Source organism: Winogradskyella poriferorum (genome assembly GCF_036553625.1).
GTDB classification, from domain to species: Bacteria; Bacteroidota; Bacteroidia; order Flavobacteriales; family Flavobacteriaceae; genus Winogradskyella; species Winogradskyella poriferorum.
Genome location: NZ_JAZHOU010000001.1, coordinates 940,821 through 962,084 on the forward strand (window position 1 = coordinate 940,821; position 21,264 = coordinate 962,084).

Sequence of the window (21,264 nt, forward strand, 5' to 3'; positions counted from 1 at the left end):
ATAAACAATATTCTAATCTAGATTATTAATTTCACTGAAAATGAAACACTTTTACTTTTTTATAGTGCTTTTTATAGGTTGCAATTTTGGTTTTGCTCAACAAAAATTTTACGAAACAAGCTGGAAATCCAATAATATAACCTATACAGGATTATTAATATATAACAATGATAATGATGCATTAATGCGTGTAAAATATTCTGTTAATAATTCAAATAAAGTAGCAGAGTTTAAATGTTATAAAATTCCCTTTAGTGATGGAGATATAAAAGGCTACTATTGGGATGGTAGAAATGCTAAATTAGTTAAAGGCAACGGATCAAGCTATAATGCAGACAATTTTTACTTTATAGATAAAGGTGGATATTACTCTAAACCTATGCACATAGATGACTATGGAATGAATCAAAGTAATAAAGCTAATTACTATAATAAAGTTAGTTATTGGAAAGAAATTCAACCTAATAGATTTACTAAAAGTTATGTATCTAGTTTTTTCTACTCCTATGAAAATTATTACGACAAACTATTGATGTTAAAATTAACAAACAGTTCAAATCCAAAAAATTCACCATATAACGATAGTATTTATTCTTTATACAATACAGATATTTATTCTTTATACAATACAAATAAAAAGTCTTCACCTAATACTACTATTCAAGAAGATAGTGATTTAGGATCGATTTCTAATTATACTATTGGCTCTTACAAAGAAAAATGGATAATAAGATCCAAATTTCCTAAAACTGATATAAATGACTTATGGAATAGTGGTTATGATATTAATTCATTAACCTACAGTAAGAATAAATGGATAATAGATTTTACAAAAAAGAAAACTTACAATAGCCAAAAATGGTCTACTAACAAAGAGTTTCCTAAGGAAAACATAGGTAAAGGCTGGGAAGATGGCTATACAATTTCCTCTATTACTTATGGTAATGGTGTATGGGCTGTTAATATGTCAAAAGGAACTGGCTATTATGAACAAATTTGGAGAACAAGAAAATTATACCCAAAAGAAGAAATTGACAAGGCTTGGCAACAAGGTAAGCAAATAACTCAACTTAGTTATCATGATGGTCTTTGGGTTTTAATAATGTCTAAAGGAACTGGACTTTATGCTCAAAGTACTGTAAGAGCTAAAGAATTACCCAGAGAAAAAATAAAAAAAGGATGGGATGAAGGAAAATATATCACTTCATTTACTTATGGAGATGGTAATTGGATTGTTGTAATGTCTAAAGGAACCAAGTATTCAAAACAAAGGTGGAGAACTAGATCTTATTTTCCTAAAGAGGAAATTGAAAAAGGATGGAAAGATGGTTTTGAAATCACAGCCCTTGATTATAATGAATCTACTAATCTTTGGGGTTTAATAATGTCTAAAGTAAAAAATTAAGTCCTTAAAATCATATTGATATGTGGTATTCCATCTTCCAGATATTCTTCTCCCACTGCTTTAAAACCTAAATTATTGTAAAATTTTATTAGATAAGTTTGAGCTGATATTCTTATTTCTGAAGTTTTAAAATGCTCTTTAATAGCTTTTATCGAAGCATTCATAATATTATAACCAAAACCATATTGTCGCTGATTTTCTTTAACTAAAACACGTCCGATACTTGCTTCTTCAAAATAATCACCTGGATGAAAAACACGTGTATAGGCTACTAATTTTTCGTCTTTGTAACCTAAAATATGTAAAGCTTTTTGATCTTTTCCATCAATATCTTGATAAACACAATCTTGTTCTACAACAAAAACTTCACTTCTTAGTTGAAGCAAATCGTAAAGTTCAGTCGTATTGAGTTGATTAAATGTTTTTGTTTGTATATCTAACATTAGTCTTGTACAATTACTTCTTTAGGATCTTCCTTATTATATTCTGGCTGAATAGTGACATGATTTATGTCGAACTCTTCATGAAGAAGTTCTTCAATCTTTAATAGCAAATCATTAAATTCAGTAGTGCTAATATCTTCAGTAAGGTCCAGGTGTGCTTCGAGATGCAACTCATGATCGCTAAGATTCCAAATATGTACGTGGTGTAGTTTATTAACCTTTGGTAGCTTATTAACAGCGCGTACAACATCTTTAATATTAATGTGCTCTGGTGTAAAAAGCATTAACATCTTAGTAGATGTTTTTAATAAATCGTAACCAACATATATTAAGTACAATGCTATTAACAACGTTAATAAACTATCTACCCAAAACAGCTGATAATATTTCATTAATAAACCACCTACCAATACAGCTACACTCGCTAACATATCTGTTAATAAGTGTAAATAAGCAGAGCGCATGTTAATATTATTTGTAGATTCTTTCTTTAATAATAATACACTAAGTCCATTAGCTATTATAGCTATAAAAGATAGCCAAATCACTAAATTAGAGTTAATAAGTTGAGGATTCTGAAAACGCTCTATAGCCTCCTTTATTAAAATAATAGCAATAATAATTAAGGTTGAGGCATTAATAAAAGCTGCTAATATTTCGGCACGTTTATACCCAAAGGTTCGGTTAATAGACGCTTTTTGTTGCGATAATTTTGCGGCAACATAGCTTACTATTAGCGAGAGTACATCACTAAAATTATGCAATGCATCACTTAATAATGATAAGCTTCCAGATACCAAACCACCAATAACCTGGGCTACTGTTATAACAATGTTTAGTACTATTGTTATTAAAAGTTTTTTACCTTTTAAATCTGAGTGATTATGTGAGTGAGAATGACTCATGTCATACCAAAATAAGGATTGGTATTAACAAGATAAAGGAATTTTATCAATACGTCTTTTATGACGACCACCTTCAAACTCTGTATTAAGAAAAATATCTACCATTTTTATAGCCTGCGGAATAGACGTATAACGTGCAGGAATACAAATAATATTAGCATCATTATGCTGACGTGTCAATTCTGTAATTTCTCCAATCCAACAAACACCAGCTCTAACATTTTGGTATTTATTAGCGGTCATAGCTACACCATTAGCTGTACCACAAATTAAGATTCCAAAATCTACTTTTCCATCATTAACATCTTTTGCAACAGGATGTACAAAATCCGGATAGTCGGCACTATCAGTTGTGTCTGTACCATAATTAGTAATAGTATGCCCTTTACTTTCAAGGTGTTGTATTATAGCTTGTTTATACTCTGGTCCTGCGTGATCGTTACCGATAGAAATTGTCATGTTAATAAGTGTTTGTTTTGCTTTACAAAATTACGAATAATAAAATCTGGTTAATACAATTTCTCATTACTTGTTAATAAGTGTTCACAAGTTTTGAAAATAAAAATTAGGATTGTTGCAGAATTTTTTCAAACAAGAATTGAATTCTAAAATCAAAATTTAATAATCACTTTTTTCGAGGAAGTTATTCATACTCCTAACAGACGAAATTAACAGTGTTTTTAAAATAAAATATGAGTCATTTCTATTAACATAAGTTATTAACACTTGTTTACAATAATTTTACTTTTCTTAAAAATCAAGCGATTACATGTAAATTTAATGTTAACTAAACCGTAATAAAGTGTAAACTTCAACTTATCAAAATAAAATTTAAAAAAGTTATACTAGTAATTAACACCCTATAATAACCATTATTTATTTTTTTAAAATTTAAAAGAAAAATGATAATAGTATATATAAATGTGAATAAGTGAATTTTCATTTATTTAACCTTATCTAAACACTTTTAAATTTTAATAGTGTAGCTTTGTAATAAACTTAATAACTTCACTTCCACCTTTATTAAGTTTTAAATGAAGAATTCCTAACACTTTTTAGGAAATGAATATGATTACAAATTAAATGACAAGAAAAAGAAAAAAGAAATCCGGTAAAAACAAGATTTCTAACCTTACAAATACAATTCTAAGTATTTTAAAAAAAGAACGAAACAAATCGTTTAACTATAAACAAATAGCAGCTATTATTGGTGTTAACGACGCTAGTAGCCGTAACCAGATTATAAAAACTTTAGCAAAACTTGCTGCCAAGCAAGAAATAGAACAAGTAGATCGTGGTAAGTTTAAAGCAGTTGTTACAGCTGAGTATCATACAGGTATTTTAGATTTAGCTTCTAAAGGAAACGGTTACGTTATTTCAGACGATTTTGAAGAAGATGTCTTTATAGCATCTAATAATATTAACAAAGCGTTAGATGGAGATGAAGTAGAATTCTATGCCTACAAACGGAGAAAACGTGGTAAAATTGAAGGTGAAATTACTAATATTATTAAGCGTGCTAAAACCGAATATGTTGGTACCATTCAAATTCAACAAAACCGAAACTTTGCTTTTGTAATTGCAGATAGCAGTAAAATGTACAAAGATATTTTTGTACCAATTAATAAAACTAAGAAAGCTGAAGATGGAGATAAAGTGTTGGTAACACTTACAGACTGGCCAGAAAAAGCTGATTCACCTTATGGTAAAGTACTAGAAGTTTTAGGGAAACCAGGTGAACATAATACCGAAATACATGCCATTTTAGCCGAGTATGGTTTACCACATGAGTTTCCTTACGAAGTAGAAAAATTTGCCAACGATCTAGATATTTCTATCACAGAAGAAGAAATTGCTAAGCGTAGAGATATGCGAAAGGATTTAACCTTTACGATAGATCCTAAGGACGCAAAAGATTTTGATGATGCATTATCCTTTAAAGTTTTAGAAAACGGCTTATATGAGATAGGAATCCATATTGCAGACGTATCGCATTATGTGCAACCAGGAACAGTTTTAGATGATGAAGCTTATGAACGTGCTACATCCATTTATTTAGTAGATCGTGTGGTTCCAATGCTGCCTGAACGTTTATCTAACGGAGCATGTTCGTTAAGACCACACGAAGAAAAATATACCTTTTCTGCAGTGTTTCAAATGAATGATAAATGCGAAATTAAAAACCAATGGTTTGGTAGAACAGTAACGTATTCTGATGCACGTTTTGCTTATGAAGAAGCACAAGCTATAATTGAAAACAATCCTAAAGTCACACTAAATTCAATAGAAGCATCTCAATTAAATACTACAATTCCTAAGGAAGTATCGCTAACAGGTGATGAGTATAACACTAAACCAGAAATTGCAGAAGCTGTTATGGTTTTAGATCGTTTAGCTAAAAAAATGCGATCAAAACGTATGCGAACTGGTGCTATTTCTTTTGATAAAGTTGAGGTAAAATTCAATTTAGATGAAGAAGCTAATCCAGTAGGAGTATTCTTTAAAACCAGTAAAGATGCTAACAAACTTATTGAAGAATTTATGTTGTTAGCTAATCGTAAAGTATCAGAATTTATTGGTAAGCAAAACCCAAAAAAGACCTTTGTGTATCGTGTACACGATGAGCCAGACGAAGCTAAGCTTGCACAGTTACAAACTGTAGTTGGCCGTTTTGGTCATCAATTAAATTTTAAAGACAGAAATAGTGTTGCGTCATCTTTAAATAAACTTTTAACAGATGTAGTAGGTAAGAAGGAACAGAATCTGGTAGACACATTAGCAATACGAACCATGTCTAAGGCAGAATATACCACACATAATATTGGTCATTATGGTTTAGCGTTTGATTATTACAGTCATTTTACCTCGCCAATTCGTCGTTATCCAGATGTTATGGCGCACAGATTATTACAGCACTACTTAGATGGTGGTAAATCTGCTAACGAAGAAGTTTACGAAGAAAAATGTAAACACAGTAGTAATATGGAATATCTGGCAACAAAAGCAGAACGTGATTCTATAAAGTACATGCAAATTCGTTTTATGCAAGATCATCAAGACGAAGAATTTTTAGGTGTTATTTCTGGAGTTACAGATTGGGGAATTTACGTAGAAATAGAGTCTAATAAATGTGAAGGTATGGTAAGTGTTAGAGATATGAAAGATGATACTTACGATTTTGATCAGTCGCATTATGCTATGATTGGTCGTAATACCAAAACAATGTATCAACTTGGAGATGAGGTTATTGTTAAAGTAAAAGATACAGATTTAGTAAAAAAACATTTAGATTTTTACCTAGTTGGTAAATCTAAGTAAAACGATTAATTTTATTCTAAATTCTAATAGCGAAGCGGTCTAATATCTAACATCTTTTTAAAATGATTCTTACCACAACCAATTCAATAGAAAACTTCAAAATAGTAGATTATCTTGGTATAGTTACAGGTGTAGCACTAGCCGAAGAAAAGATAGTAATGGGTTTTAGTATGTCTAAATATTTAAACTCTATAAGAAATAGCGTGGATGCCACAAAAGAAAAAGCATTTCAGCAATTACAAGAAAATGCTAAAAAACTCAATGCTAATGCTGTTGTTGGCATTAAAGTTGAGATAGAACTTATGACAAGTAATTATGCTATGGTTTCTGTAACAGGAACGGCTGTACAAGTTGCAGCTTAAGCATTTTTTTTAAAACTCTATTTTATGAAAAATTATATGTTAGTATTAGCATTTGTATTAGGATTAACAGCAAATGCTCAAGATACCATAGAGAAAACTACAGGCGAATTTTCTACAGTAAAAGTCTATGATTTAATCAATCTTAAGATGATAAAATCTGACGAAAATAAAGTAATTATATCAGGTGATAATAAGGAAGATGTTCAGGTCATAAACAACAACGGAAAGTTAAAAATAAGAATGAAACTTGAAGAAAGCTATGATGGTAATGATATTGTCGTGAATTTGTATTACACTTCTGTAGATGTTATAGATGCTAATGAAGGTGCTAATGTAGAAGTAAGTGAACCAATAGAACAATTTGAAATTGACTTAAAAACTCAAGAAGGAGCTGAAATTACTGCAGAATTAAAAACTACTTATGCTAATTTTAGAGCAGTTACAGGTGGAATAATTAATGTTTCAGGAAGTTCAAAAAATCAAGATATTTCTATTTACACAGGTGGTATTTTTAATGGTAAAGAACTTACTACAGAACAAACAGAAGTAAGTGTTAATGCTGGTGGAGAAGCTTATGTTAATGCTTCAGAACTTGTAGATGTTAGGATAAAAGCTGGTGGAAATGTATACATTTATGGAGAACCTAAACAAATTAATGAAAGTAAAGTATTAGGTGGTAAGGTAAAGCGCATGTAGATATATTCATTTTTAATACATTAACAACTTAAAAATCTCAATAGCTATAGTTTAGCATTTCTTAATTAGTTTACTACTTTTGTGTAAACTGCAAGTTTACATGTTAGACGACATCTTAACAGCCATTCCTTTTGGTGTAATTTTAGCTTTTACAATTGGCCCTGTTTTCTTTGTATTATTAGAAACCAGTGCAACTAAAGGTTTTACTAGTGCACTTGCATTTGATTTTGGTGTAATATTAGCAGATATTGTTTTTATACTACTCATTTTTATGAGTACCGATACACTTCTGGAGAAGATAAAGGATGATCCAAAATTATTAGTATTTGGTGGTGTTTTACTTGTTGTTTATGGATTAATTTCCTTTGTAAAAGTTTCAAAATCCTTTAGATCTATTGTAAGAGAACATCACAGAATTAAACTTCCTAAGAAAGATTATGGTAAGCTTTTTATCAAAGGATTTTTACTCAATTTTATAAATATTGGTGTGTTATTAGGCTGGTTAGGTTTTATTGTAATAGGTACTTCTATAACCAAATCAGAAAATGGTGTAACAGTATTTATTGTTACTATGTTAGTATCTTATTTTGTATGCGATTTATTTAAAATTGCAGCAGCAAAACGTTTAAAAAACAAACTAACACCAAGACGTATTTTTAAAACCAAAAAGATTGTTGCTTTAGTCATTTTAGGTTTTGGTATATTATTGCTTTCTCAAGGACTGTTTCCAGAGCTTTACGAAAAGGGTAAAGAACAAATTGAAAAGGTAAATCCTTTAGATTAATTAGATTTTGAAAAATAATAGAATAGTAACTTTTTTACTAAGAATAGCTCTTGTTTTACTAATTATAGGAGCCTTATTCAAAATAATGCATTGGCCTCATTATAAAGAACTAATGTTTGTTGGAGGCATTTCTATAGCGTTGTTATATACTATTCGATTTTTATCTAAAACGGATAAGTCAAGATTAGATTTTGTAAAATTAGGTCTTGTTTTATTGTGGTCTTTAGGTTATTTAATTAAAGTCTTTCATCTTTATAATTTACCATATTTAATAGAAATAATTACAATGATTTTATTCTTTTGGTGGATAATAGAAGAGGGTTTCTATTATTTTAAAAGAAGAAAGTTTAAGAAAAAAGGATGGCTTAAAATTATCTACTTTATCCTAGTTGGTTTTGTTGCTTTATCACTTTTTGCTGGTGCTCTGTTTAAGATACAACATTGGCCTTATGGATCTTTCATATTTACGATAGGTATATTTTTATTCTGCTTTATTCTGGTTTTTGATTATTTCGTTATGGAGTAACAATAGGTTTTGTAGAAATAAAAAGTGAATTTAAATTTATTAGTAATATTAAAAATTAAGCATAAAAAAACCTCTGAATTATCAGAGGTTTTTTTGAGGTGTCGAGCGGATTCGAACCGCTGTAGATGGTGTTGCAGACCACTGCCTAGCCACTCGGCCACGACACCTTATTGCGAGGGCAAATATATAAATTATTAATGTTTTACCCTATACAGACTTACTTTTTTCGTTTTTCAGAAAGTTTAATCGTTACCATTTCAACATCACCACCTATGGGTGGATTAATTTTGCTAACAGAAACAATAACTTTTAAAACAAGTTTATCCTCGTTAAGTATTCTATCTATAATACGTTGCGCAACGGTTTCAAGTAGTTTTGATGGTTTTGCCATTTCTTCTCTAACCACTTTATTTAAAAATACGTAATCTACCGTATCCTTTAATTCATCTGTTTCAGAAGAAGTTTTAAGATTAGCTTTTACCTCTATATCTACACGGTAATCACTACCAATAGCTGTTTCTTCTTTTAAACAACCATGGTTAGCAAAAACACGGATATTTTCAACTTTTATTATTCCCATGCTGCAAAGATAAACCTTCTGTCACTTCGAGTGAATTTCTACAAGAAATTTGTATCGAGAAGCGTTGCCTAGTTCATAACTTGGTTTAATTCGTAAAAAAGTCAAAAATATTACTCATAGCACTGGTTTTAGCCTTAAAGAACTCAGTATAAGTACATTTTTTGCATGTTACAGAGGTAAACTTTTTGTTTTGCACATCAAAGATTTTTGATAGGGTTCCGCCTGTAGCTCTCATTTCACCAAGTTCATAGGTTGTATTATCGCATTTTGGACATTTGTAATTCATTCTATTTAAGTTTTTTTGGTTCATTCTATAAGTAGATAATACTATTTTAATGTTACAAATTATGTAATTTTACACTTTAATTTTTTGTAATGTCTGAAGAAACAAAATCACTCAATTTTATTGAGCATATTATAGAAGAAGATTTAGCTAATGGATTAGCTAAGGATAAATTACGTTTTCGTTTTCCGCCAGAACCAAACGGGTATTTACACATTGGTCATACCAAAGCTATTGGTATTAGTTTTGGTTTAGGATTAAAGTATAATGCACCTGTTAATCTTAGATTTGACGATACTAACCCTGCAAAAGAAGAGCAAGAATATGTAGATGCGATTAAAAATGATGTGGCTTGGTTAGGTTACCAATGGGAAAACGAGCTGTATTCTTCAGATTATTTTCAACAATTATACGATTGGGCTGTACAACTGATTAAAGACGGAAAGGCGTATGTAGATAGTCAATCTTCTGAAGCGATGGCAGAACAAAAAGGAACACCAACACAACCTGGTGTAGATGGTCCTTATCGTAACCGATCTGTAGAAGAAAATTTAGACCTTTTTGAACGCATGAAAAATGGCGAATTCAATGAAGGTGAACATATTTTACGTGCAAAAATAGACATGCAACATCCTAATATGTTAATGCGTGATCCTATTATGTATCGTATTTTAAAGAAGCATCATCACCGTACTGGTAACGATTGGTGCATTTACCCAATGTACGATTGGACGCATGGCGAAAGTGATTATATCGAGCAAATTTCGCACAGTTTATGTTCTTTAGAATTTAAACCGCATAGAGAGCTTTACGATTGGTTTAAAGAGCAAGTTTATGACTACGCTAAGGAAACCTATCCTATACAGCCAAAACAACGCGAATTTGCGCGTTTAAATCTGTCTTATACCATTATGAGTAAACGTAAGTTGCTTAAATTGGTAGAAGAGAAGGTAGTTTCTGGTTGGGACGATCCGCGAATGCCAACCATTTCTGGGTTACGTCGTAGAGGTTATACACCAAATTCGATTAGACAATTTATAGAAAAAGTTGGTGTTGCAAAGCGTGAAAACGTGATTGATGTGGCACTTTTAGAATTCTGCGTACGTGAGGATTTAAACAAAACTGCACCACGTGTTATGGCGGTTTTAGATCCTTTAAAAGTGGTCATTACTAATTATCCAGACGATAAAGAAGAATGGTTAGAAGCAGAAAATAATCCAGAAGATGAGAGTGCTGGATTTAGAAAAGTACCTTTTTCAAAAGAAATTTATATTGAAAAAGAAGATTTTAAAGAAGAAGCTGGAAGTAAGTTTTTTAGATTGAAATTAGGCGGTGAGGTACGTTTAAAAAATGCCTATATCATCACAGCTGAAAGCGTTGTAAAAGATGCTGAAGGAAATATTACCGAAGTACATTGTACCTATGATACAGATACCTCTAAAAAAGTAAAAGGAACGTTACATTGGGTTTCTATTAAACATGCTGTAAAAGCAGAAGTTAGAGAATACGATAGATTGTTTATGGATGAAGCGCCAGACAGTCATGATGGTAAAGATTTTATGGAATTTTTAAATCCAAATTCTTTAAACATCATTAATGCATTTGTTGAGCCAAGTTTAAAAGAAGCTAAAGTAGGAGAGCAGTTTCAGTTTCAACGTTTAGGCTATTTTAATGTAGATGACGATTCTAAAGCTGACGCTTTAGTATTTAATAAAACCGTTGGTTTAAGAGATAGTTGGGCAAAACAAAAGCCAAAGCAAAACAGTCCTCAAAAATCACAAAATAATAAGCCTCAACAACAACGAAAAGCTATTAATGTGGTACAGCAATTAGGTAAGAAATACACTAATTACCCACCAGAAAAGCAAGAAAAGGTTAAAGCTGAATTACAAGCTTTAGCAAAAGATGTTACTTATGACGAATTAGAGCCATTATTTGGAACTGCTGTAAAAAAAGCAGGTACACGTATCGCTGTGATGATTACGTTAAAAGAATTGCTTAAAAATGGCTTAGAACGAAATGATGCTATTAATGAGTTTATAGAGAAAGCTCTTGAAGATAAAAATGAACTTTTAGTTGCTGAAGCTTCTGAGGTTTAACAATTGTTTAGTAGAGATTGTTGTTTATAATGTTTATCTTTTGTAAAAGTGAAAGATTATGGATACAACACAACAAATACTCACTAAAATAGCAGCATTAACCAGAGAAATTGAAGATCATCACCCAGAATTGATAAAGTATCTTGATGAAACCAGAAGTACTTTACCAAATAATTCTGGTCAGGCTACTTTAGATAATAAAGACTTACAGAATTATCTAGAGCAGTTGCAATCTTTATTAGAAAATCAAAGTTCTAAAAGCTGATAAAGTAGCAATATAATATTACCTAACAGAACCTCTTTGTTATAGACTTAGAGGTTTTTTTGTACATTTAAAATACTAACTATAACAACAACATTATGGAGTTAAATTTTTTAGCCATTGTGGTTGCAGCTATCGTACCACTTTTAATCGGTGCAATTTGGTACAACCCAAGCGTACTAGGAACTGCTTGGATGAAAGCTTCAGGAATGACTGAAGAAAAAATGAAAACAGGTAACATTGCTGTAATCTTTGGTGTTACTTTGATTTTATCTTTTATGTTAGCCTTTACTGTAAATGGTATGGTAATTCATCAAGTAGCAGCGCAACAATTAGCCTTTACAAATCCTGATGCAGAATCATTTCAAGCATTTATGGCTGAGTTTGGAAACATGCATCGCAACTATGGCCATGGAGCTTTACATGGTGCGATAGGAGCTTTCTTTTTTGCATTACCAGTTTTGGGAATTAATGCACTTTTTGAAAGAAAAGGATGGAAGTATATTTTAATCAATGTAGGTTATTGGGTAGTTACCTTAGCGATTATGGGAGCCATACTTTGTGGTTGGAAATAATAAATTAAAGCAAAAAAAAACCGAAGTGAAAACTTCGGTTTTTTGTTTATAATAGAAGAGACTATTCGTCATCGTTTTTCTTTTTAGCATTTTTCATAGCTTCACCAATTTGGTTACTAGCCGTAAAAGAAGCTACCATGTTGTTCAACATATCGCTACCAGCTTGTGGTGAATTTGGTAATAAAATTAAGTTACTATTTGTTTCTTCACCAATAGATTGAAGCGTATCATAATGCTGTGTTACAACAATAAGTGCAGAAGCTTCTTGTGAGTTAATACCAACTCTGTTTAATACTTCAACAGACTCTTCCAGACCACGCGCAATTTCACGTCTTTGATCTGCAATACCTTGCCCTTGTAAACGCTTACTTTCTGCTTCAGCTTTAGCTTTTTCAACAATTAAAATACGTTGTGCATCACCTTCGTATTGCGCTGCAATTTTTTCACGCTCAGAAGCGTTAATTCTGTTCATAGCAGCTTTTACTTGTGCATCAGGATCTATATCTGTTACTAAGGTTTTAATGATGTCATAACCATAATCCATCATTGCATCATTCAATTCAGATTTTACGGCAATGGCAATATCATCTTTACGTACAAAAACGTCATCTAATTTCATTTTTGGTACTTCCGCACGTACCACATCAAATACATAACTTGTAATTTGCTCATGAGGGTAGTCTAATTTGTAGAATGCATCATAAACCTTTTCCTTAATGACCATATATTGTACAGACACTTTTAAGCGTACAAATACATCATCTAAAGTTTTGGTTTCAACAATAACGTCTAACTGCTGAATTTTTAAACTCAATTTACCAGCAATTCTGTCTACCAAAGGAATTTTTATTTGTAAACCAGAGTGTCTAATACTTTGATAACGTCCAAAACGCTCTATAACTGCTGCAGTTTGTTGCTTTACAATAAAGAAAGATGAAATTAAAATAACGAGTCCAAAAAATATAATTGGAACTAAATAAATAGGAAAATCCATAGTGATTTTATTAAATAATGGTTAGAAAATATGTTTGTACTAATTTAAACTATATTTGCCGGCAATTCGGTAAATCATGAAAAAACTTAAATACTTCTTATTAGTAGTCATTAGTATGACTTTTGTTACACTTACCCATGCACAACATAAGCGTTATGCCATAAAAAATGGTGTTGGTATACAAGGAGGAGTCACCCAGTTTGATATCATTACTGATAATTTTGTGACTAAAAAAAATACTGGTTTTATAGGTGGTTTATCGGCTTCAGTAGATATTCCTCACAAATGGTATAACGTAAGTTACAACATTCTTCTATCTGAAAATAACATAGATATTGCTGCATTTTCACTGTCAAATCCTACAGAGGAATTCGTAGAATATAAAATGCTTACAGCACAATTATCTTTTTTGTTTCATGCTAAGTTGATAGGAAGTAATTTAACCTTAGATTTAGGCCCAATGCTTCAATACAATGGAGATTTAGAACTCAAAGATAGCTCTAAAGAAGGTTATATAATATCAGATTACGATACACTTTTAACAGAAGATATTTCTAATATTTCAAACTTTAATGTGAATGGAGCAGTAGGTTTATCAGCTGGTTTTGGTGCGTTTAGACTAAGAGCACAATACATTTATGGTTTTACTAATATTTTAGGAAAATTAAATGATGAAGACCTTAGCGTTGGTACAAATGATAACAAATTTAAAGGCAACCAGTCTATGATTGCCTTTACTGCTATTATTACATTTTAGTAATTTATGAATTGTCATCCTGAACTGTCTCACTGAGTAAGCCTGTGCTGAGCGCAGTCGAAGCATCGAAGTGTTGTTTCAGGATCTCAATTTAATTTAAATCGTCTCTACCAAAGCGGCAATACGCTTAACGGTTTCATCTTTACCAATCATATACATAATATCAAACACATCTGGTCCTTGTAAAGCACCTACAAGCGCTAAACGTAATGGCATCATCACTTTTCCGAAACCAATTTCGTTATCAGTAATCCAGCCTTTTATATTGGTTTGAAGATTTTCTACCGTAAAATCTTCGGTTGAATTCACCAATTCGATTACTTTATTTAAAATATCATCAGTACCTTCTTTTAAAGCCTTTTTAGACGCTTTTTCGTCATAATCTGTAGGCGACACAAAGAAGAAGTGGCTCAATTCCCAAAAATCACTTACAAACGTTGCACGTTCTTTAATTAACCCAACAACTAGAGCAATGTAATTCACATCAATATCTTTCAACAAAATGTTCTTTGCTTGAAATTCTGTTGCCAATTCCAAATCTAACTGCTGTTGCATATAATGATGGTTAAACCATTTTGTTTTATCAGGATCAAAACGTGCGCCAGCTTTGTTAACTCTCGCTAAATCAAAATCATTCACCAATTGTTCTAAACTGAAAATTTCTTGTTCTGTACCTGGATTCCAACCTAAAAAGGCTAAGAAATTCACTACAGCTTCAGCAAAATAGCCATCCTCTTTATAACCTCTGGAAACTTCGTTGGTTTTTGGGTCTGTCCAAGCTAATGGAAACACAGGAAATCCTAATTTATCACCATCACGTTTGCTTAATTTTCCTTTTCCTGTTGGTTTTAAGATTAAAGGTAAATGCGCAAATTCTGGTGCGTCCCAACCAAAAGCATCATACAATAATTTATGCAAAGCTAGTGATGGTAACCATTCTTCACCACGAATAACGTGTGTAATTTCCATCAAATGATCATCTACAATATTTGCAAGATGATAGGTTGGCATTCCATCGCTTTTAAACAAAATCTTGTCATCAAGAATGTTAGTATCTATAGAAATATCACCTCTAATAATATCTTTTAATTGCAAAGTTTCATCTTGTGGCGATTTAAAACGCACAACAAAATCCTCACCAGCATTAATCTTTGCTTGGATTTCTTCTTCAGAAAGTACCAAAGAATTTACCAAACGTCCTTTTTCACGATTGTGCCAGTTGTAGATAAAGGTTTTGCCTTCAGCTTCGTGTTGTTTTCTGTGTGCGTCTAGTTCTTCAGAAGTATCAAAAGCATAATAGGCTTTACCTTCAGCAATCAATTGATCAGCATATTGTTTGTACAAATGCTTGCGCTCACTTTGTCTGTAAGGACCAAATTTCTCGTTTTTACCTGGACCTTCATCAAACGGAATACCACACCAGTTTAAAGATTTTACAATGTAATCTTCTGCACCTTCCACATAACGGTTTTGGTCGGTATCTTCTATACGCAACACAAAATCACCATTGTGCTTTTTGGCAAATAAATAATTGAATAAAGCAGTTCTTACACCACCAATATGTAAAGGTCCTGTTGGACTAGGCGCAAAGCGCACACGTACTTTTTTTGACATAGTTGATAAACGCTCAATAGTTTGTCATTCAGAAATTGCTTGTGCTGAACTCGTTTCAGTATTTCAGAATCTTGGCAAAGATAGTGTGATGTAAACTGCGAACAAAGAAATTTAATGGACTAGTTTATTTTTCTACAGGAATTATAACTACATCAAACCACATCATTAGAAGAAATATCAAAATCATTATAACCATTAATCGAAGTATAAACTTTTCTTTCTTTTTTGAGAAAAACCAATTAGCACTCTCAACAAGATTTGGATTTTTCTTAAGCAAACCATTCTTTAAATTACGGTTATTAAACTTATGAATGAAAAACCATAGAGGAATTGCAACCAGAAAGAGAACAGTGAAGATTATTTTATGCTTTAAATCCATACCTTAAAAAATCATCTCTCTCGGCACGCGCTTATTCATAATCTTAAACCAAAGAGGTGGCACCATTGCTAATACCATTGAAGTAGGATAGCCAAAGGGCATTTGCGGACTATCATCGTGGCAATCTAAGATTTGATATTTTTTTGAAGACTTAAAATGGTGGTCGCTATGTCGTGTTAATTCATATAACACAATACGACCGATAACGTGATTAGAGTTCCACGAGTGTATTTCTTTTACACGCTCGTAACGACCAGACTTTGTTTTTAAACGCAGTAATCCATAATGTTCAATATAGTTGACGGTCTCTAGTAGAATGAAGCCAACTACACCTGCACAAACAGCAAATAATAAGGCTGTAGTTCCTAAAAGTAGTGTAACAGAAACCAAATACAACAGTTGAAAAATGGTATACCACAACATATCATTCTTAAAAGAAAAGAAGGATTGTTTATTATTCTTTAATAGTTTTTTTTGAATGTTCCACGCATTAAAATACTGTCTAATCGTAGACGTCAACCAAAACGAATATACACTTTGATTGTATTTTGCGGTTGCTGGGTCTTCTGGTGTGGCAGCGTGAAGATGATGTCCAAAATTATGTTCAATATAAAAATGCATATAAAAAGAGGGTAGAAGCAAAGCCTTGCCCAAAAAGCGTTCGTTGGTTTGTTGTCTGTGGCCTAACTCGTGACCAACATTAATGCCGTTAACGCCTAAAACAATACCGACGGAAAAAATGAGTCCAACAAATTCATAAGTTTCCAAAGGTTGACGAGTAACTAAAATCAAAGCATAGGTTACAATACCATAAACAATGGGTAAGTTGAGGTAAAGCAGCCAATCAAAAATCTTACGTTTTAGTTTGCTATCTGCCTCTTCAGATTTGAGATTAGTAGTATCTACAGGAAAAATAAGCTCTAAAACAGGAATACAAACAAAGGCAAAAAAAGGTGTTGCCCAAACCCAATAGCTCTGAAAACTAAGTCCTAAAACAGCCATAACTGGGATTGAAAATGCCGCTAAATATTTAAGGTCTTTCATAATCTTATTTGTCATTCCTGCGAAGGCAGGAATCTATTTCTACATTAAAACGACTGTGATTTAACACTGTAACCCTCTAAATTAACACAATCTTACCAAATTTAGGAAATCATCAATTAAAATAAAATTGTAGTTTAGTAAGTTAGAATAGTATTGATGAGCAATTTCGAAACCATAAAAAACAAACTACAGCAATTCATTAAAAAATATTACACTAATGAATTGCTAAAAGGCGCAATTTTATTTTTCGCCATAGGCTTGTTATACCTCATTATTACGTTATTTGTAGAATATGTCTTTTGGCTCAATCCAACAGCAAGAACCATTTTGTTTTGGGTATTTGTGGCCGTTGAGGTCGCGTTGTTTGTTAAGTTTATTGCCATTCCGTTAGCCCATTTATTCAATCTTAGACAAGGCATTGATTACGAAACTGCTTCAAAATTGATTGGTAATCATTTTCCTGAAGTCAATGATAAATTGTTGAATGTACTTCAGCTGAACCAAAGTCCACAACAATCCGATTTATTATTGGCAAGCATAGAGCAGAAGTCGCAAGAGTTGCAACCCATTCCGTTTAAATCGGCAATCAATTTTAAGACCAATACCAAGTATTTAAAGTATGCGGCTATTCCTGTAGTCATCATTTTGTTGTCTTACATCACAGGAAAAATCGATTGGTTCAGTGATAGCTACGAGCGTGTGGTCAACTACAAAACAGCTTATGAACCACCAGCACCTTTTCAATTTTTTGTTCTGAATGAAAATTTACAAGCTATTGAAGGTGAGGATTTTAAGTTAAAGGTGAAAACAGCAGGCGATGTCATTCCAGAGAATGCTCAGATTCAATTCAATGGTCAATCGTATTATTTACAACAGATTGCACCAGGCGAATTTCAATACACGTTCAATCTTCCGAAAAGCAATATAGAATTCAGTTTATCAGCTAACGACGTCAATTCAAAATCGTACCAGTTACAAGTGGTAAACACACCCAACTTGGTCAATTTTGAAATGCTGTTAGACTATCCATCTTACACACAAAAACAAGATGAGGTATTAAAAAGCACAGGTTCTGCGGTTGTTCCAGAAGGGACAAAAGTCACTTGGAAAGCAATGACCAAAGCCACAAATGCTGTTCATATTTATGCTGAAGATACCTTAGCGTTTTCAAAAAAAGACAATAACAATTTTGAAGCGACCAAGCGATTATTCAGAAACTATAATTACAGTATTTCAACCAGTAACGAGAATTTAAAGGATTACGAAAATTTAGCATACAATATTTCTGTGGTTAAGGATTTACATCCAGAGCTCAATATTAAAATGCAAATCGATTCCTTAGACCAGCAAAGTATGTATTTCTATGGTCAGTCGAGTGACGATTTTGGTCTGGCAAAACTGAATTTGGTGTACTATCCAACAGAAGATGAAACTCAGAAAGTTGTAGAGCCGATAAGCATTTCAAAATCTAATTTTAGTGAGTTTGTGAGCGCGTTTCCAAATCAATTTAATTTAGAAGAAGGTGTTAGCTACCAATTGTATTTTGAGGTTTATGATAACGATGCTATTCATAATTACAAGCGCACAAAAAGTAGTGTGTTTAGTTACCGAAAATTAACTAAGGACGAAGAAGAACAGAAGCAGTTACAAGAGCAGAATGAAACGATAAAAGATATTGGAAAAACGTTTGAAAAATTAGAAGAGCAAGACAAAAAGCTTGAAGAATTTTCTAAAACCCAAAAGGAAAAACAAGAACTTAATTTCAACGATAAAAAGAAATTTGAAGACTTTCTGAAACGTCAAAAACAGCAAGAGCAGTTGATGAAAAATTTCAACAAAAAGCTGCAGGATAATTTAGAAGAATTTCAAGAAGAAAAGAAAGAAGACCAATTCAAAGAAGATTTAAAAGAGCGTCTTAAAGAGAACGAAGAAAAGCTAAAGCAAGATGAAAAGTTGCTTGAAGAATTAGAAAAGCTGAAAGATAAAATCAACAAAGAAGAGTTTACCCAAAAGCTTGAAGAATTAGCCAAACAAAACAAAAACAAAAAACGCAGTATGAAGCAACTCTTAGAGTTGACCAAGCGTTTTTATGTAATGAAAAAGGCTGAAAAAATTGCCAATCAGTTAGACGATTTAGCGAAGAGGCAGGAAGAACTTTCTAACAAAGACAAAGAGAATACCAAAGAAAAGCAAGATGAATTAAATAAAGAATTTGAAAAGCTTCAAAAAGATATCGAAGATTTAAAACAAGAGGACAGACGTTTACAAAAACCAATGAATGTTCCCGTTGACGAGTTTTTAGAAGATGGCGTAAAGTTTGACCAAAAGGAAGCTAAAGAAGCGCTTGAGAATAAGGAAGAGAAAGAAAATGAGGGTAAGCCTAGTGAAGCACAAGAACAGCAGCAAAACGCTCAGGAAAAGCAGAAAAAAGCTGCTAAAAAGATGAAGCAGATGAGTGAGCAGATGATGCAAATGATGTCTGGTGGAGGCGGAGGTGGAGGCGACCAAGCTTCTGAAGACGCTGATGCTTTACGTCAAATTCTTGAGAATCTTTTATTGTTTTCTTTCGACCAAGAAGCGCTGATGAATACTTTTGAGAGTATTGATATCAATAATAACAAATACGGTAAATACATCATTAACCAAAGTAATTTAAGAGAGCACTTTGAGCATATTGATGATAGTTTGTTTGCCTTGTCTTTACGTCAGCCTAAGATTTCTGAGAAGGTAAATGAGCAAATCACAGAAGTGTATTTCAATATAGATAAAGCACTTGGTCAATTAACTGAAAATCGTTTATATCAAGGTGTGTCTTCTCAGCAATATGTCATTACAGCGAGTAATGAATTGGCCAGTTTTCTCAGTGATGTTTTAGATAATATGGAGATGCAAATGAACTCTGCTTCGGGTTCTGGAGGCGGAGGAGGTCAGCAACTTCCGGATATTATTATGAGTCAAGAAGAGCTTAATAAGCAAATGGAAGAAGGAGTAAAAAAGAACGAGCAAGGAAAACAAGGGGAAGAGGGACAACAAGGCGAAGGTGAAAAACCAGGACAAGAAGGTAGTGTAGGCAAAGAAGGAGAGGGAAAACAACCAGGAGAACAAGGCCAACAAGGTGAGCAAGGACAGAGTGGTAATCAAGGTCAAAGTGGACAAAGTGGTGAGAATGGACAGTCTGGAGAACAACAGGGCAAAGGAGGACAAAACGGAAAGAATGGCCAACAGAATGGAGAAGGTAATCAAGAAGGAGGTGAGGGCCAAAATGGAAAAGACGGCGAAGGTGAAAATGGAAAAGGAGGGAAAAATGGTAAAAACGGAAATGGTTCTAATGGAGATGGTAATGGAGAAGAACAAAACGATGGTTATGGTGAAGGAGGAAGAGAAGAACAGAATGAAGAATTATTCAAAATTTATCAGCAACAACAACAATTACGTCAGGCACTAGAAGACCGTTTATCTAAGGAAGGAAAGATTGAATCTGCTGGCGAATTGATAAAGCAAATGGAAGACATAGAGTTGGATTTATTGAACTATGGTTTCACAAACCAAACGCTTCAAAAGATGATGGATGTACAACATCAATTATTAAAATTAGAAAATGCTACCTTTATGCAAGGTCAGGATACCAAGCGTGAATCTGAAACAAATAAGAAGGATTTCAATACTAACAATCCTAGTCAAATTCCAACGGCAAAACAATACTTTAATACTACTGAAATATTAAATAGACAAGCACTACCTTTGCAGAATCATTTTAAGAAAAAGATTCAAGAATATTTCAAAAGCAATGATTAGTTTTAATTACGAAACCGATTTTAAACTAGAGAATGAAACCAAGATTTTAGAGTGGATTTCTAAAGCCATCAATTCAGAAAATTGTAAAGAAGGAGAATTGAATTACATCTTCTGTTCCGATGATTATTTACATAAAATCAATGTCGATTTTCTAAATCACGACACGTTAACAGACATCATCAGCTTTGATTATTCAGTAGGAAAAGAACTACACGGTGATATTTACATTTCAGTAGAACGTGTAGAAGATAATGCCAAAGATTTTGATGTGACTTTTGAAGATGAATTGGCACGAGTAATGATTCACGGGATTCTACATTATTGTGGATATAAAGACAAGAGTGAAGAAGATGCTAAGCTGATGCGTTCTAAGGAAGACTACTATTTGAGTACGCGTTCTTAGTCTTGTGTTTTCGATGTATCTTTGCACGTTTAAATTTAAT

Annotated in this window: 20 protein-coding genes and 1 tRNA gene; 12 read left to right on the forward strand and 9 right to left on the reverse strand. The window is 32.5% G+C overall.

Annotated elements, in window-relative coordinates; all coding sequences use genetic code 11:
- The first annotated feature begins 40 nt into the window (after window positions 1-40).
- A complete protein-coding gene (locus tag V1468_RS04195) occupies window positions 41-1,405 on the forward strand; it encodes a DUF7477 domain-containing protein (RefSeq protein ID WP_331808989.1) in 1,365 nt (454 codons plus the stop codon).
- Here V1468_RS04195 and V1468_RS04200 read toward each other — a convergent pair.
- From V1468_RS04200 to rpiB, 3 genes are read right to left on the reverse strand one after another with little or no spacing between them, the layout of a single operon-like run.
- A complete protein-coding gene (locus tag V1468_RS04200) occupies window positions 1,402-1,848 on the reverse strand; it encodes a GNAT family N-acetyltransferase (protein ID WP_331808990.1) in 447 nt (148 codons plus the stop codon). The genes V1468_RS04195 and V1468_RS04200 overlap by 4 nt on opposite strands.
- Window positions 1,848-2,753: a cation diffusion facilitator family transporter gene (locus V1468_RS04205; protein ID WP_331808991.1), complete on the reverse strand. Its 906-nt coding sequence runs from the start codon at window positions 2,751-2,753 to the stop codon at window positions 1,848-1,850. The genes V1468_RS04200 and V1468_RS04205 overlap by 1 nt, the downstream gene beginning before the upstream one ends.
- Before the next feature lie 24 nt (window positions 2,754-2,777).
- A complete protein-coding gene (gene rpiB / locus V1468_RS04210) occupies window positions 2,778-3,212 on the reverse strand; it encodes a ribose 5-phosphate isomerase B (protein ID WP_331808992.1) in 435 nt (144 codons plus the stop codon).
- Between the two features lie 624 nt (window positions 3,213-3,836).
- On the opposite strand from rpiB, the gene V1468_RS04215 reads away from it, so the two are divergent.
- From V1468_RS04215 to V1468_RS04235, 5 genes are all read left to right on the forward strand, one after another.
- Window positions 3,837-6,071, forward strand: a complete 2,235-nt coding sequence (locus V1468_RS04215) for a ribonuclease R family protein (RefSeq protein ID WP_331808993.1) — start codon at window positions 3,837-3,839, stop codon at window positions 6,069-6,071.
- 62 nt (window positions 6,072-6,133) lie between these two features.
- Window positions 6,134-6,433: a YbjQ family protein gene (locus V1468_RS04220; RefSeq protein ID WP_331808994.1), complete on the forward strand. Its 300-nt coding sequence runs from the start codon at window positions 6,134-6,136 to the stop codon at window positions 6,431-6,433.
- A 24-nt stretch (window positions 6,434-6,457) separates the two neighbouring features.
- Window positions 6,458-7,129 carry a head GIN domain-containing protein gene (locus V1468_RS04225; protein ID WP_331808995.1) on the forward strand — a complete coding sequence of 224 codons (672 nt, stop codon included), beginning with the start codon at window positions 6,458-6,460 and terminating at the stop codon, window positions 7,127-7,129.
- Window positions 7,130-7,229: 100 nt separating this feature from the next.
- Window positions 7,230-7,913, forward strand: coding sequence for a LysE family translocator (locus tag V1468_RS04230; protein ID WP_331808996.1), 684 nt, complete (start codon window positions 7,230-7,232; stop codon window positions 7,911-7,913).
- Window positions 7,914-7,920: 7 nt separating this feature from the next.
- On the forward strand, window positions 7,921-8,439 hold the full coding sequence (locus V1468_RS04235) for a GldL-related protein (RefSeq protein WP_331808997.1): 519 nt from the start codon (window positions 7,921-7,923) through the stop codon (window positions 8,437-8,439).
- 96 nt (window positions 8,440-8,535) lie between these two features.
- On the opposite strand, the gene V1468_RS04240 is transcribed toward V1468_RS04235, so the two are convergent.
- The 3 genes from V1468_RS04240 to V1468_RS04250 all read right to left on the reverse strand — a co-directional run bounded on the left by V1468_RS04240 (window position 8,536) and on the right by V1468_RS04250 (window position 9,305).
- A tRNA-Cys gene (locus V1468_RS04240) sits at window positions 8,536-8,606 on the reverse strand.
- Window positions 8,607-8,656: 50 nt separating this feature from the next.
- Complete coding sequence (folB, locus tag V1468_RS04245; protein WP_331808998.1) at window positions 8,657-9,019, reverse strand: dihydroneopterin aldolase; 363 nt, start codon at window positions 9,017-9,019, stop codon at window positions 8,657-8,659.
- 85 nt (window positions 9,020-9,104) lie between these two features.
- Window positions 9,105-9,305: a zinc ribbon domain-containing protein gene (locus V1468_RS04250; protein WP_076619245.1), complete on the reverse strand. Its 201-nt coding sequence runs from the start codon at window positions 9,303-9,305 to the stop codon at window positions 9,105-9,107.
- Between the two features lie 89 nt (window positions 9,306-9,394).
- Here V1468_RS04250 and V1468_RS04255 point away from each other — a divergent pair, with 89 nt between their 5' ends.
- The 3 genes from V1468_RS04255 (at window position 9,395) to V1468_RS04265 (ending at window position 12,238) form a co-directional block, all read left to right on the forward strand.
- On the forward strand, window positions 9,395-11,401 hold the full coding sequence (locus V1468_RS04255; RefSeq protein WP_331808999.1) for a glutamine--tRNA ligase/YqeY domain fusion protein: 2,007 nt from the start codon (window positions 9,395-9,397) through the stop codon (window positions 11,399-11,401).
- Window positions 11,402-11,459: 58 nt separating this feature from the next.
- Window positions 11,460-11,666 (forward strand): hypothetical protein, encoded by a 207-nt coding sequence (locus V1468_RS04260; RefSeq protein ID WP_331809000.1) that lies wholly within the window; start codon window positions 11,460-11,462, stop codon window positions 11,664-11,666.
- A 95-nt stretch (window positions 11,667-11,761) separates the two neighbouring features.
- Entirely contained in the window at window positions 11,762-12,238 is a 477-nt protein-coding gene (locus V1468_RS04265) for a DUF1761 domain-containing protein (RefSeq protein ID WP_331809001.1), read from the forward strand.
- Window positions 12,239-12,299: 61 nt separating this feature from the next.
- Here V1468_RS04265 and V1468_RS04270 read toward each other — a convergent pair whose 3' ends face one another.
- A complete protein-coding gene (locus V1468_RS04270) occupies window positions 12,300-13,232 on the reverse strand; it encodes an SPFH domain-containing protein (protein WP_331809002.1) in 933 nt (310 codons plus the stop codon).
- Between the two features lie 76 nt (window positions 13,233-13,308).
- On the opposite strand from V1468_RS04270, the gene V1468_RS04275 reads away from it, so the two are divergent.
- Complete coding sequence (locus tag V1468_RS04275) at window positions 13,309-13,989, forward strand: hypothetical protein (RefSeq protein WP_331809003.1); 681 nt, start codon at window positions 13,309-13,311, stop codon at window positions 13,987-13,989.
- Between the two features lie 96 nt (window positions 13,990-14,085).
- Here the strand turns inward: V1468_RS04275 and gltX are convergent, their stop codons facing one another.
- Window positions 14,086-15,603, reverse strand: coding sequence for a glutamate--tRNA ligase (gene gltX, locus V1468_RS04280; RefSeq protein WP_331809004.1), 1,518 nt, complete (start codon window positions 15,601-15,603; stop codon window positions 14,086-14,088).
- Between the two features lie 382 nt (window positions 15,604-15,985).
- A complete protein-coding gene (locus V1468_RS04285) occupies window positions 15,986-17,026 on the reverse strand; it encodes an alkane 1-monooxygenase (protein WP_331809005.1) in 1,041 nt (346 codons plus the stop codon).
- Window positions 17,027-17,182: 156 nt separating this feature from the next.
- Between V1468_RS04285 and V1468_RS04290 the strand changes: the two genes are divergently transcribed.
- Window positions 17,183-20,821, forward strand: coding sequence for a DUF4175 family protein (locus V1468_RS04290; RefSeq protein WP_331809006.1), 3,639 nt, complete (start codon window positions 17,183-17,185; stop codon window positions 20,819-20,821).
- Window positions 20,814-21,224, forward strand: coding sequence for an rRNA maturation RNase YbeY (ybeY, locus tag V1468_RS04295; RefSeq protein ID WP_331809007.1), 411 nt, complete (start codon window positions 20,814-20,816; stop codon window positions 21,222-21,224). Before V1468_RS04290 ends, ybeY begins: the two co-directional genes overlap by 8 nt.
- Window positions 21,225-21,264 lie beyond the last annotated feature (40 nt).